This is a genomic window from Pseudomonas sp. GL-RE-26, assembly GCF_019956275.1.
Classification (GTDB): domain Bacteria; phylum Pseudomonadota; class Gammaproteobacteria; order Pseudomonadales; family Pseudomonadaceae; genus Aquipseudomonas; species Aquipseudomonas grandcourensis.
The window spans coordinates 39259-53752 of record NZ_JAHBDI010000004.1; the positions used below are offsets into that span (position 1 = coordinate 39259).

The window sequence follows — 14494 nt, forward strand, 5'->3', positions numbered from 1 at the left end:
GTGGTGAGTGAACTGAACCACTACCAAGCTCACCGCTTGTTTCACGCGCATCTTGAGCCTCACGGCTCCACTTCCTCCCCATCAAGAGCTTTGAGGCTCTTTTTTTTACCTCCGAAAACCATCTACCTATCAATACATCTCCAATGTGGGAGTTGTGATGTTTAGGAGAGTGCGATCAGACCAGGCGCAACCGAGGGCCGGCGGCTGGCACCGCATCGTCACCCAACCGCCCCCGCACAAACTCCTGAGCCTTGCGCGTCAACTGGTCCAGATGCCGGTCGCGCTGTTTTTCCGCGTCGGTCATGGCCCGCTTGCCATGCTTTTGCAGCAGGTAGGTATGAATCTGCCGCACTTCCAGCGAGCTGTAGATCGACGCCACATCCAGCAGCGCCATCAAGCCATCGGTGGCGTGGTCACGGGTGTTCATCAACACCTGGGTCGCGCGCACACCCAGCACCTGAAAGCCCATCGCCTCGAAATACGGCACCTTGGCCACCGCGCAGGTCAGTTCGGCATGGGGATAGCGGCCGACCACTTCCCGCAGCATCCGCCGGGCCACGCCCTGGCGCCGATACTCGGCCTGCACCGCCATGTACGCCACGCCGCACGCCTCGGGGTCGTCCTGCACCGGCAGGTACAGCACAAAGCCAGTCACCTTTTGCGGGTCGTCTTCGTCCGTGGCGACAATCAACTCCACGGCAATGCCTTTTTCACCGTTCAGCGCCTCCAGATACAGGTGCACCTCATAGCCGATCGCGTATTGATAGAGGTTGTACAGCAGGTTGCTGGGCGGGATCGCGACCATGCTGATGTCGGTCAGGTTGTCGACCACCATCTGCAGGATCTGGCTATTGATGTGCTCGGGGCACGGGTTCTTGAAGTGGCTGATCAGGGGCATTGCGGTGACAGGCTCCGGGAGGCAAGGGCCGCCTATCATAGCGCGCCTGGCAATTATCACAGCGGTCCGTGGTGTGAGTGGGGGGGAATGGGTGGGTGAAGGCCCCCAACTCTGAGGATTCCCACCCACTGTGCCACTACGACTAAAGTCCAATTAGCCAGCCTATTGATATCAAACAAGTTTTCGCCCCCTCCTCGATTGGCGCACCTCTTGCACCGAGCGAATGACGAACGTCAGCCACGCCGGCGCGCCCCGAGGGGAACAACATGAAAAAAATGCCAGACCTCAAATCGCACGGTTTTTTCAGCAAACCGGGCATCGCCGCTGTGATGCTGATCAACGTCAGCCTCGGCACCGTCAACGCTGCACCGCTTGACGATGTCAGCCCGCCGCCGCCAACAGATCCTTCGGCGTATAGCAACCCGCCGACCGACTTCAAGGCCGCGCTGGATGCCGTAAAGGCCATGCCGCCCGCCAACCAGGGCTCCGTCGCTTTGCCCAATGGCGTGTTTGGCACCCGCACCACGCCAACGACCGACAACGTGCTGCCGCCCAGCCTGCAGACATCCTTCAAAATCCCTACCAATGGCAAGCCCAGCCCGTTGTTCGGGGCCCAGCCGTACACTCAGCAATTGCTGCTGTTCGAAGAATTCGGCACGGAGAAACTCGACCCGACACTGCCGCCGCCCCCCCTGACCTTCCCGGTTCCGATCGTCGGCCCGGCGCCCACGCAGGACCCGAACAACATCGCCCGCAGTGGTCCTTCGGCCGCGGCGCTGGAAGCCTTCATGCGCCAGCCGGGGCTGTACCCGTTTCCGTCGCAGTATTCCAACGTGCTGGACCGCAACCCGTGGAAAGCGCAGATCGAAGCCTTCCTCAACCGCCATCCGGTCGGCTCGCCGGCCGAGGGGCGTCCACCAGGAAAAGGCTGGTCGCACCAGCGCTGGAACGAGTTCTACCCGCAGGTCGCCTTCAAGACCACTCAAGCGGGTGCCAAGCTCAACGGCGGCATGCGCGACCGCCGGCAAATGCACAACTACGCCGTCGGTGAGTTCGGACCAGGCGGTCTCTACAACCAGACCTCGGACGCTCCAGTCATTGCGGGCACCACCAAAGGCATCGACACCCGTTTCCATCCCAACTTTCCAATCCAGAACCACAAGGCGCTGTGGACCTTCGACGGCACCTTTCCGCCAAAACTGCTGATGGTGCGGTACGGCCAACCCGTGCTGATGCGCCACTACAACGCCCTGCCGATCGATCCGTCGGCCAACATGGGTTTTGGCCTGCACACCCTCAGCACCCACGAACACAACGGCCACTCCCCGGCCGAAAGCGACGGCTTTTCCAATGCGTTTTTCTTTCCGGGGCAGTACTACGACTATCGCTGGCCGATCCAGTTGGCCGGTTACGACACCATCAACACCAGCGCTCAGGATCCGCGTGCAGCGTTCCCTTGCGCCCCGGGCGAAACCCTGTTCGTCAACGATGCCACGCCGGGTCTCAAGACGTGCAACAACGGCAGCATCAAGATCCGTGGCGACTGGCGCGAAACCATGAGCACCCACTGGTTCCACGACCACATGCTCGATTTCACCGCGCAGAACGTCTACAAGGGCAACGCGGTGATGATGAACTACTACAGCGCCCTGGATCGTGGCAACGAAGCGCTGGAAGACGGCGTCAACCTGCGCCTGCCCAGCGGTTCGGCGTTGCCCTGGGGCAACCGCGACTATGACGTCAACCTGATGCTGGCCGACAAGGCCTGGGACGCCAATGGCCAGTTGTGGTTCAACCCGTTCAACACCGATGGCTTTCTCGGCGATCAGCTGCTGGTCAACTGGCAGTACCAGCCGCGCCTGAACGTGCGGGCACGCAGCTATCGCTTCCGCATTCTCAATGGCTCGGTGTCGCGCTACTTCAGGATCGCACTGGTGCGTGAAGTCGTCGGCACCGGTGGTGAATACCCTGGCCCGGCAGGTTCCGGCCTGTCCTATACCCGCGTGCCGTTCCACTTGATCGCCAACGACGGCAACCTCATGGAACACGCCGTGCCGTTCGACGGCAGCATGGACCTGGATGCCGACGGCGACCTCCAGAACCACAACGCCATCCTGCCCACCATGGGCATCGCCGAGCGTTACGACATCATCGTCAACTTCGCGAAAAACGGGATCAGCACCGGCGACAAGCTGTACTTCGTCAACCTGATGGAGCACCAGACCGGCAAGGGGCCGGAGTCTGCACCGCTGAGCCTGGCCGATGTTCTGTCCGGCAAGTACAAGGCGGTGCTCAAGCTCGGTAGCAACGGGCTGCAATGGGACGCTGGCGACCCGGTGGTGGGCAAGTTCCTGCAGATGGTGGTCCAGCCTTACGCCGGCCAGGACGTGAGCATGAACCCCGCCGACTACGAACCCGCCAAGCCGGGCAAGGCGATGGGTAAAACCATGCTTCCGCTGACCCTCGACCGTGACGACCCGACAGTGCAGGCCAGACTGAAACTGGCGCGCCATCGCGAGTTCATCTTTGGCCGCTCCGACGGCACCGACGAAGCACCCTGGACGATCAAGACCGACGGCGGTTTAGGCTTCCAGATGGACCCTCGAGTCATCAGTGCCGCTCCACAACTGGCCAATGGCCCGACCCCTGCCGGGTTCTCCGGCGACGGCACCCTGGAAGTATGGAAAATCAAGAACGGCGGCAACGGCTGGAACCACCCGGTGCACGTGCACTTCGAAGAGGGGATCATCCTCCACCGCGACGGCAAGGCCCCACCGGAATGGGAAAAATGGGCACGCAAGGACGTCTATCGCATCGGCGCGGGCATCGACAGCTCAGTGGATGTGGAAATGGCGATCCGCTTCCGCGAGTTCGCCGGGACCTACATGGAGCACTGCCACAACACCCAGCATGAGGACACGTCCATGCTGCTGCGCTGGGATGTCGAGAACCCTGGTCAGTTCCAGTTGATGCCAACGCCCCTGCCCGGCTGGGACGGCGTCAACTACGTCAACTCCGCCGCGCTGCCAACCTTCCGCACTGGCGATACCCGTAACAATAACGACGGCGATAACCAAAAACCGATCGCCAACCCCGACAGCGCCATCAGCAATACTGGCCAACCGGTGATCATCAACGTCCTGGCCAACGACACCGACCCTGACGGTAACGTGCCACTTAAAGTGGTGGGGCTGGAGCAACCGGACTCCGGCAAGGGCACGGTCAGCACCGATGGTGTGCGCGTGACCTACACACCACCGGCCACGGTCCCCGCGCCGTTCACCGCGACCTTTACCTATAAGGCCAGCGATGCCAAGGACGCGGAGTCGGAACCGGCGACGGTGTCCGTAGCGGTCTCGACAGCGGCCGTCGAAAGCCTGATCGTCACCAGCGCTACCGTCACCGCCCGCAGCAACAGCCGCTGGTATTGGGTCCTGTCCGGCACCACCTCCCGTGGCACGGGCAATACCATAACGGCGACTGCCACGACCACCACCGGTACGGTGAACCTTGGCACCGCCACCCTGACGACTACGGCTACAGGCGCACGCTGGAATATAGCGGTGACGACCGTCGGCAGTGGCCCGTCGCCTAGCCCGACGGCGACCATCAAATCAGCCTTCGGCAAAACCGTGACAGTGCCGATAAAAGCGAACTAGAGCGGATTGATCGACGCTCGGTCCATGCAATGTGGATCGGGCGTTTTTCTTTTGTGCGGCGTGCGGCGGGACCGAGGTTGGGTTAGTTGACTGTCGGTTCTATCGGCAAAGTGCCTGGCAGTCACCGCTGCGGCGCCACCATCCGGAAGCGGATATTGATCTCGTTGGACACCACACTGTCCGCCCACTCGCCCTCGCCGATCTTGAAGTCGTCACGCTTGAGCACCAGCTCGCCATCGAAGATGCCGATGGCGCTCTCCGATTTGAGCAGCACCGGCACACTCACCTCCCGAGTAAGCCCGCGCAGGGAAAGCTTGCCGGTGATGGTGTAGCGGTTATTGCCCAAGGCCTTGATGGACGTCGATTCGAAGGTCGCCACCGGATAAGTCGCGGTGTCGAACCAGGCCGGTTTTTGCAGCTCGGTATTGGCATCGCTGCTGCCGGCGTCGATGCTGATCAGGTCGATGGTCAGCGCGGCATGGGCGGCACCAGGGTTATCGGTGTCGAAGTCGAGCCTGGCCTTGAACTTGCCAAAAGTGCCGTAGGCTCTCGACCCCATCTGCTCATAGGTGAAACTCAAGGTGCTGGCCCTGGCGTTCACTTCCTTGTATTCCACGGCTTGCGCGAACGGCACCAGGCCGAACACCAACGTGCCAGCCAGAGCGACGCAACGCGCGGATCGAAGGTTCATGGCACTCTCCGGGAGGGCTCCCGTCTTGAGTTGGCGTGCCGCTCAAGTCGGGTGGCACCAGATGGACTTAAGCAAACAACCGGCGTTAATTCCACCTCGCGCGTTGATTTGCGACCACCTGCCGCTGGCCGCCAGCGCTACCCGCACTCCCCGCGTTGCCACGCCCGCTGCAACAGCTCGATCACCTCGGCATCCGAGGTCTGGGAAAAGTCCATGTACCAATGGCCAATCGAGGTGAACCACTCGGGCATCAGCGGGCAGATCAACTCATCCACCTCACTGCGCAGCGCCTCCACCGTTTCAATCGGCGCCACCGGCACCGCCACCACGATGCGCGATGGCGCCTGCACCCGTAGCGCCTGAATCGCCGCCCTCATCGATGCGCCGGTGGCAAGGCCGTCGTCGATCAGGATCACCACCTGATCCTTGAGCTGCGCCGCCGGCCGCGTGCCGCGGTAGACCTTCTCGCGGCGCAGCAGCTCGCGGCTTTCCTGTTCGACCACGGCGTCGAATGCTGCCTTGGCAATCGGATGCACCCGCAGCGCCTCTTCATTACGAATCTGGATACCACCGCTGGCAATCGCGCCCATGGCGTACTCCGGGTGGGACGGCACGCCGAGCTTGCGCACCAGAATCAGGTCCAGGCGAACCTTCAGCGCCGTGGCCACCTCATAAGCCACCGGCACACCGCCACGGGGCAAGGCCAGAACGATGACATCGGGGCGATTGGCGTAAGGCAGCAACGGCTCGATCAAACGCCGCCCGGCTGCCGGCCGGTCTTGCAGGATGGAATGGGACAAGGGGCTCATTTGAAACCTCCCCAGGCGATGGCGCCTGTCGGCTCACAGCCCCCAAATTGTCGACCTCATGCAGGCCGACATCAAGCGCAATGGCCTACACCAACCGCTCAATCTTCTGATGCTGCCACACCAGCTTGTAATACAGCGTCTGCAACACCAGCATCCCCAGATACGCCACCGGAAACGCCATCCACACCCCTTGCAGCCCGAACTTCGCATCCAGCAGATACGCCGCCGGCAACTGAATCCCCACCACGCACACTATGGAAATCGCCACCGGCACCATCACCGTGCCGCTGGCGCGCATGATGCCGCCGATGATCGCCTGGAAGCCAAACACCAACAGGCTCCAGAGCATGATGTGCAACAAGTGCTGGGCCATGTTAAGCGTCGCCTCTTCAGTGAGGAACGACGCCAGCAACCAGCTCGACAACAAGTACCCGAGCACCACCAGGCCACCGGTCAAACACACGTTGATCATCAGCCCGGTCCTCAGGATCGGCCCGATACGCTCGATGCGCCCCGCCCCGATCGCCTGCGCCCCAAGGATCGACGCAGTAATCGCAATCGACAACGCCGGGAACTGCACGTAATTGACGATCTGCGTCACCGCGCCATACGCCGCCGTCGCCTGGGAACCGTGCTGGTTCACCAGCGCCAGAATCACCAGCTCCGACAACGACAACACCACCATCTGCAACCCGGTGGGCAAACCGATGCGCAGCACCTTGCCGAGGATCGCCATGTCCAGCTTCATCGCCGCAAAGAACTCACGGTCCGGCGCCAGCGGATGGCCCTTGCCAATCAACCGCCACGCCAGCAACCCCATCGCCACCAGGTTGCCCACCAGCCCGGCTATCGCCGCACTCTGAATCCCCATCGGCGCAAAACCCAACCACCCGCGAATCAACGCCGGCGTCAGCGCCAGCCCGACACAGGTCGACACCACCAGCGCCAACAACGGCGACAAGGTATCGCTGACTCCGCGCAGCAACTGCGTGAACAACACAAACACCAACAGCGACGGCATGATCCACAACATCACATGGGCATACGCCACCGCATCGTCCAGCACATCCGCAGGCGTCCCCAACCCCATCAACGCCGACCGCGCAAACACACTCCCCACCACCGCCGCCACCAACCCGATCAACACCCCCAACAATAACGTCGCTCCGGCAATCGCCTTCACCAGATGCGTCTCCCGCGCCCCCCAAGCCTGCCCGATCAACACCCCCGCGCCTGCACCAAGGCCGATCACCAGGGCGATGAAGAAAAACACAATGGGGAACATCCCCGACACCGCCGCCAGCGCCTGGGTGCCGAGCATCTGGCCGATGTAGATGCTGTTGACCGTGCCGGACATGGATTGCAGGAAATTCGACAGGACCATCGGAGCGAGGAAAAACAGGTAGGTTTTCCAGAGGGGGCGTTGGGGATTCGGTGTTTGCATTCGGGAAGGTCCATCTCGACGGCGTGAGCGATGAGCAAGGATAGCGTGGGTGGCTGAATCCAAGGGGCCGTGAACATCTCAGGTCTGTGTTTATATTTCCAGCGGCCTGAGGTGAAAGGTCTGAAGTTTCATCATCACGGATCTTACGTCAGCCTCGGAATTCCTCACCTTGCCCATGACCTTGATGAAGCTTATAGTCCGCCCCGTCGCCCAAATGGCGACCAGGTTTGGCGACCTGTTCGATCGGATGCAAAAGCACTGTGCTTTTTTGCAGATGCTGTTGCACCTTCGCAAAGCTGTCTTTATGGCAGCTGTGCGTGGGAGACCTTCGGGTCTGCCGGTTTTCCGATCCCGGTTCGCCAACCTGCGTACAGCTGTCACCCATTCGTTTGGCGACGAGTGAGGGACAGTCAACCTTTGCACTGATCGGAGTTTCATCTATGGAAAGATACATGCCTCTTACCGGAATCGACCTGAAACCGGCTTCCCTGCTCATCGACACCCAAGCCCCACTCGACGTCTTGCAAGCCATGGCCGACTACCGTATCCGGACAGTCACGCAGGTGCTGGAAAACATCGCCTATCGCTCCGAACTCGGTTGCGACACGGTAGTGCTGGAGGACTTTTCCAAGTTGCTGGTCATTCCGTTGCGCGATGGCTGCGATTTGATGGATGTGATCGGCCGACGCTTGCGAGCACAAGCAGCGAAATAAACAAAAACGGGTGCCTAATCAGGCGCCCGCTTTGTTTGCGTTGCATGCAGCCGGTTTAGTCACTCACAACACATTCCCCAAGTGCCAAACGACCCTCAGACCCAATGATAGAATCCTGTTTTGAAAAAGGAGTTTCATCTGTGGAGGCTGGAAAAAAGAGTTGCCCCTATTGCGCGGAAGTCATCATGGCTGAAGCCATCTTATGCAAACACTGCCAATCTGACCTCAGGCAAAAAAAACGAATCCCACCTGGGTGGCCACTACCGTCAGAAAAGAGAATGGGCCTGAACAGCAAGATCGTCGTCGGAATCATTATCGCCATCACCTTGTACCTGGCTTTCGGCTTTTATGTCAGCAACACATCGGAAGACAAGGAAAGAACGCAGGCCCGTGAGGCCGCCGAACGATGCCACGAGGAAGTAAACAGCTACTCCGGCCCGGCAGTCGGGAAAAACGTTATCGCAGACGTTTGTCGAAAGCTGGAGGTCGAATTCCGCAAGAATTTGGGCCACCTGCCATAGGAAAAGCCGAATACGAAGCCCGCCATTGAGCGTAATGCTGTTCACTTAAGGACGAACACTGTATCTGTGGCGAGGGAGCTGGCTCCCGCTGGGGCGCGAAGCGGCCCTAAAATGGGACTGCTGCGCAGTCCAGCGGGAGCAAGCTCCCTCGCCACAGGTTACTTATTGCTCGCTCTATCTCTTAAATGAACGGTATTGCGCCATCGAGCGGGCTTTTTTTGCCCTTGGCATCAGGCAGCAATCGGCCAGGAGCGGTCATTCCAGTTCTGTTTGCGCGAAACCTTGGAATCGGCCAACACGCCCTCATAACAGTGGCTATACACAACGTTCCCGTGAGGAAGGACAGACCATGACCAGACAAACCGAAACTGCCATTCTCGCCGGCGGCTGCTTCTGGGGCATGCAGGATCTTCTGCGGCGCTATCCCGGTGTGCTGCACACGCGGGTCGGTTATACCGGCGGCGATGTGCCGAATGCCACCTATCGCAACCATGGCAACCACGCCGAAGCCATCGAGATCGTCTTCGACCCTGCCGTGATCAGCTACCGGCAGATCCTTGAGTTCTTCTTCCAGATACACGACCCCTGCACGCCCAACCGTCAGGGTAATGACCTGGGCCCCAGCTATCGTTCGGCGATCTACTACCTCAACGAACAGCAACGCGACATTGCCGAGGACACCGCTGCCGATGTCGATGCTTCACACCTGTGGCCAGGCCGAGTAGTCACCGAAATCGAACCGGCGGGGCCTTTTTGGGAAGCGGAACCAGAGCACCAGGATTACCTCGAACGTATACCGAATGGCTACACATGCCACTTCATTCGCCCGAACTGGAAGCTCCCCAAGCGCGCCTGAAAGTCGAGTGTGTGAGACGCAGAGGTGAGCGCTTCTGATCGATAGCAGTCTGTCGAATCAGCTTGAGCTTAGCTTGAATGAACACGCAGCCACATTAAACAAGCCCTCCAAAGCCCCCCCCAAGGAGCAGCCATCGGCAGCTCCTCGGGGATCTACTTCGTCATTCAAATTGTGCCAGGCATAAAAAACCACCTTCAGGCCTGCGGAACTCATCGAAATGAGCCTCGTAGGTGCTTATCGATGACAATCACTCCTCTGAAACCCCTGGGTGCTAAGCAGGACGCGGTGCTTCAACAGGCGGGGTTCCGTCGTGAAACATCGTCTTCAGTTGAGCTCGCAGTTCTGGTGAGTCGGTGTGTTTGTGAACACTGACCGCATGCTGCGCGGCGGCCTCGAGCAGTTCGTTTTCAGAGTCTGCGGACAGTGCGATTGAGCAGTGGGAATCGCTCGGAAACTCGCGGCAGTCGATGTATTTACGCGCCATGAATGTTTTCCTCCCTACGACGAAGGCAGGCCGTGGCCTGCGTGAACGATCGCTCGACGCGTCCCCCATACATCAAACACGACTGCATGCCACATCGAGTGTGCCGATCGTTAAAGTATAGGCCCACCGATGTCAGGGAAGTTGTGCCTGACATAGAAAACGGCCGCGCGGAAACAGGGAACAGATCACGACGGCTCGGTATTTACCTGAAATCGTGGTCTGTCCCTTTTTATGCTTTTTATGGGGCCGCTACCATCCCCGCAAACGGGGCACTACACCCACCCATCCGGGCGTTTACCACCTAACTTGAGGAATGTTCCCCACTCCCCCCCTGCCCCAATTTGAAACATCAAGAAACAATTCGCTAATTAAATTGAACTTTTTCTTCGCCCCAGGGTAATGGCTCATTAGTTGCACACCCCAAGTACCCGCAACAGCTGTCGTCCCGGACATCATGAAGACGGCGGGGCTTGCCAGATTCGGCATGACGCGAGGGGTGAAAAATGATACGCGCGACACTACCATGCAGCTCCATCGCCTTGCTGCGCAGGTCATGCCTGCCCTGTGCGATGCTCCTTACCGTGACTACCGCCAACGCCGTACCACTGGATGATTTCGGCCCGCCACCACCGACGGACCCCTCGGCGTATACCAATCCTGCGCCCGACCCCAAGGCTGCACTGGATTCCATACTGACCATGCCACCCGCCAACCAGGGCGCCATCGCCCTGCCCAATGGTGTGTACGGCACCCGCACCACGCCAACGACCGACAACGTGCTGCCGCCAGCCCTGCAGACATCATTCAAAATCCCCACCAATGGCAAGCCCAGCCCGTTGTTCGGGGCCCAGCCGTACACGCAGCAATTGCTGCTGTTCGAAGAATTCGGCACGGAGAAACTCGACCCGACACTGCCGGCACCGCCCCTGACCTTCCCGGTTCCGATCGTCGGCCCGGCGCCCACGCAGGACCCGAACAACATCGCCCGCAGCGGTCCTTCCGCCGCGGCGCTGGAAGCCTTCATGCGCCAGCCGGGGCTGTACCCGTTTCCGTCGCAGTACTCCAACGTGCTGGACCGTAACCCGTGGAAAGCGCAGATCGAAGCCTTCCTCAACCGTCACCCGGTCGGCTCGCCGGCCGAAGGTCGTCCGCCTGGAAAAGGCTGGTCGCACCAGCGCTGGAACGAGTTCTACCCACAGGTCGCCTTCAAAACCGTGCAAGCGGGCGCCAAGCTCAATGGCGGCATGCGCGACCGCCGGCAAATGCACAACTATGCTGTCGGTGAGTTCGGGCCTGGTGGGCTGTACTACCAGACCTCGGACATCCCGACCACGACCGGCACCACCAAAGGCATCGACACCCGTTTTCACCCCAACATGCCGATCCAGAATCACAAGGCGCTGTGGACCTTCGACGGCACCTTTCCAGTAAAACTGCTGATGGTGCGTTACGGCCAACCGGTGCTGATGCGTCACTACAACGCCCTGCCGATCGATCCGTCGGCCAACATGGGTTTTGGCCTGCACACCATTACAACCCACGAACACAACGGGCACTCTCCGGCCGAAAGCGACGGCTATGCCAACGCGTTTTTCTTTCCGGGGCAGTACTACGACTATCGCTGGCCGATGCAACTGGCCGGATACGACACCATCAACACCAACGCCCAGGATCCGCGCGCGGCGTTCCCCTGCGCCCCGGGCGAAACCCTGTATGTCAACGATGCCACTCCGGGCCTCAAGACGTGCAACAACGGCAGCATCAAGATCCGTGGCGACTGGCACGAAACCATGAGCACCCACTGGTTCCATGACCACATGTTCGATTTCACCGCGCAGAACGTCTACAAGGGCAACGCGGTGATGATGAATTACTACAGCGCTATGGACCGCGGTAACGAAGCCTTCGAAGACGGCGTCAACCTGCGCCTGCCCAGCGGTTCGGCGTTGCCTTGGGGTAACCGCGACTACGATGTGAACCTGCTGGTGGCCGACAAGGCCTGGGATCAGAACGGCCAACTGTGGTTCAACCCGTTCAACAGCGGTGGCTTCCTGGGCGATCAGATCCTGGTCAACTGGCAATACCAGCCGCGCCTGAATGTACGGGCGCGCAGCTATCGCTTCCGCATCCTCAATGGCTCGGTGTCGCGCTACTTGAGGATCGCGCTGGTGCGTGAAGTCGTCGGCACCGGCGGCGAATTCCCCGGCCCGACAGGTTCCGGCCTGTCTTATACCCGCGTACCGTTCCACTTGATCGCCAACGACGGCAACCTCATGGAACACACCGTGCCGTTCGACGGCAGCATGGACCTGGACGGTGACGGCGACCTGCAAAACCACAACGCCATCCTGCCGACCATGGGTATCGCAGAGCGTTACGACATCATCGTCAACTTCGCGAAAAACGGGATCAGCACCGGCGACAAGCTGTACTTCGTCAACCTGATGGAGCACCAAACCGGCAAGGGACCGGAGATTACACCGCTGAGCCTGGCCGATGTCCTGTCCGGCAAGTACAAAGCGGTGCTCAAGTCGGGCAGCAACGGTCTGCAATGGGACAACGGCGACCCGGCAGTGGGCAAGTTCCTGCAACTGGTGGTCAAGCCTTATGCCGGCCAGGACGTGAGCATGAACCCTGCCGACTACGAACCCGCCAAACCGGGTAAACCGGCCGGCAAGACCATGATCCCGTTGACCCTCAACCGCGACGATCCGGTGGTGCAGGCCAAGCTCAAAGTGGCGCGGCATCGCGAGTTCATCTTCGGCCGCTCCGACGGCACCGATGAAGAACCCTGGACCATCAAGACCGACGGCGGTTTCGGCTACCGCATGGACCCACGCCGGATCAGCGCCGCTCCGCAACTGGCCAATGGCCCGACCCCTGCCGGGTTCTCCGGCGACGGCACTCTTGAGGTGTGGAAAATCAAGACCGGCGGCACCGGCTGGACCCACCCAGTGCACGTGCATTTCGAAGAGGGGATCATCCTCCACCGCGACGGCAAGGCCCCACCGGAATGGGAAAAATGGGCACGCAAGGACGTCTATCGCATCGGCGAGGGCATCGACAGCTCAGTGGATGTGGAAATGGCGATCCACTTCCGTGAATTCGCCGGGACCTACATGGAGCACTGCCACAACACCCAGCACGAGGACACGTCCATGTTGTTGCGCTGGGATATCGAGCACCCCGGTCAGTTCCAGTTGATGCCAACGCCCCTGCCCGGCTGGGACGGCGTGACCTACGTCAACTCCGCCGCGCTGCCGACCTTCCGCACTGGCGATACCCGTGTCAACGATGGCGATAACAAAAACCCGATCGCCAACCCCGACAGCGCCATCAGCAACAACGGCCAACCGCTTATCATCAACGTGCTGGCTAACGACAGCGACCCTGACGGTAACGTGCCACTTAAAGTGGTGGGTCTGGCGCAACCGGACTCCGGCAAGGGCACGGTCAGCACCGATGGTCTGCGCGTGACCTACACACCACCGGCCACGGTCCCCGCGCCGTTCACCGCGACCTTTACCTATAAGGCCGCCGATGCCAAGGGTGCGGAGTCGCCACCGGCGACGGTGTCCGTAGCGGTCTCGACAGCGGCCGTCGAAAGCCTGATCGTCACCAGCGCTACCGTCACCGCCCGCATCAACAGCCGCTGGTATTGGGTCCTGTCCGGCACCACCTCCCGTGGCACGGGCAATACCATCACGGCGACTGCCACGGTTACAACCGGTACGGTGAACCTTGGCACCGCCACCCTGACGCCTACGGCTACAGGCGCACTCTGGAATATAGCGGTGACAACCGTCGGCAGCGGCCCGTCGCCCAGCCCGACGGCGACCATCAAATCAGCCTTCGGCAAAACCGTGACGGTGCCAATAGTGGTGAACTAGAGCGGTTTGATCGACGCCCGGTCCATGCAATGTGGGTCGGGCGTTTTTCTTTTGTACGGCGTGCGGTGGGACCGAGGTAGGGGTTGTTGACTGTCGGTTCTGTTCGCAAAGTACCTGATTGATCCCTGCCTTTGCATTGACTGTTACCCCGCCATCGCGGGAAAGCCCGCTCCCACAGGGGATCTGTGTCGAGCATAAATTATTTGCTCGCTGAAGATCCTTGTGGGAGCAACTGTCTTTACCATACCACTCGTCACCGCCATTCGGTGCCGTCCCCCAACATGGCATTCAGCCTAATCAGTAAGACCCGCATGCAGGCGATGAGCGCGACTTTCGCGCTCATCGCCTCGCTCCCGAAGGTCGCCACCGGATGATTCGAGGCCACGAAAAACCAATCAGGCGAAGATACTCAATATACCCGTAACAAAGAGAAGAGCCGCTGCGACAGCGGCTCAACCTGGGAAACCTTCGATGATTTAAACGACTGGACAAGGGAACCGGACGACTACGAAATAATGGCTACTGTCAC

10 protein-coding genes are annotated in these 14494 nt (G+C 60.3%); 5 read left to right on the forward strand and 5 right to left on the reverse strand.

Translation table 11 applies throughout. From position 1 onward, the window contains the following. Positions 1–175: 175 nt before the first annotated feature. Entirely contained in the window at positions 176–898 is a 723-nt protein-coding gene (locus KGB07_RS02825; protein ID WP_223464470.1) for a GNAT family N-acetyltransferase, read from the reverse strand. Positions 899–1164: 266 nt separating this feature from the next. Here KGB07_RS02825 and KGB07_RS02830 point away from each other — a divergent pair, with 266 nt between their 5' ends. After that, entirely contained in the window at positions 1165–4557 is a 3393-nt protein-coding gene (locus KGB07_RS02830) for an Ig-like domain-containing protein (RefSeq protein WP_223464471.1), read from the forward strand. Positions 4558–4678: 121 nt separating this feature from the next. On the opposite strand, the gene KGB07_RS02835 is transcribed toward KGB07_RS02830, so the two are convergent. From KGB07_RS02835 to KGB07_RS02845, 3 genes are all read right to left on the reverse strand, one after another. After that, a complete protein-coding gene (locus KGB07_RS02835) occupies positions 4679–5248 on the reverse strand; it encodes a YceI family protein (RefSeq protein ID WP_046044008.1) in 570 nt (189 codons plus the stop codon). Between the two features lie 137 nt (positions 5249–5385). After that, positions 5386–6057: a phosphoribosyltransferase gene (locus tag KGB07_RS02840; RefSeq protein ID WP_223464472.1), complete on the reverse strand. Its 672-nt coding sequence runs from the start codon at positions 6055–6057 to the stop codon at positions 5386–5388. An 85-nt stretch (positions 6058–6142) separates the two neighbouring features. Continuing rightward, positions 6143–7501: an MATE family efflux transporter gene (locus KGB07_RS02845; protein ID WP_046044010.1), complete on the reverse strand. Its 1359-nt coding sequence runs from the start codon at positions 7499–7501 to the stop codon at positions 6143–6145. Between the two features lie 440 nt (positions 7502–7941). Between KGB07_RS02845 and KGB07_RS02850 the strand changes: the two genes are divergently transcribed. The 3 genes from KGB07_RS02850 to msrA all read left to right on the forward strand — a co-directional run bounded on the left by KGB07_RS02850 (position 7942) and on the right by msrA (position 9591). Next, entirely contained in the window at positions 7942–8214 is a 273-nt protein-coding gene (locus KGB07_RS02850; protein WP_046044012.1) for a hypothetical protein, read from the forward strand. A gap of 185 nt (positions 8215–8399) precedes the next feature. Beyond that, positions 8400–8735, forward strand: a complete 336-nt coding sequence (locus tag KGB07_RS02855; protein WP_223464474.1) for a hypothetical protein — start codon at positions 8400–8402, stop codon at positions 8733–8735. A 349-nt stretch (positions 8736–9084) separates the two neighbouring features. Continuing rightward, positions 9085–9591 carry a peptide-methionine (S)-S-oxide reductase MsrA gene (gene msrA, locus KGB07_RS02860; RefSeq protein WP_223464476.1) on the forward strand — a complete coding sequence of 169 codons (507 nt, stop codon included), beginning with the start codon at positions 9085–9087 and terminating at the stop codon, positions 9589–9591. A gap of 271 nt (positions 9592–9862) precedes the next feature. On the opposite strand, the gene KGB07_RS02865 is transcribed toward msrA, so the two are convergent. After that, on the reverse strand, positions 9863–10075 hold the full coding sequence (locus KGB07_RS02865) for a DUF1059 domain-containing protein (protein WP_008001113.1): 213 nt from the start codon (positions 10073–10075) through the stop codon (positions 9863–9865). A gap of 569 nt (positions 10076–10644) precedes the next feature. Between KGB07_RS02865 and KGB07_RS02870 the strand changes: the two genes are divergently transcribed. After that, positions 10645–13965 (forward strand): Ig-like domain-containing protein, encoded by a 3321-nt coding sequence (locus KGB07_RS02870; protein ID WP_223464478.1) that lies wholly within the window; start codon positions 10645–10647, stop codon positions 13963–13965. The last annotated feature ends 529 nt before the right edge of the window (positions 13966–14494 follow it).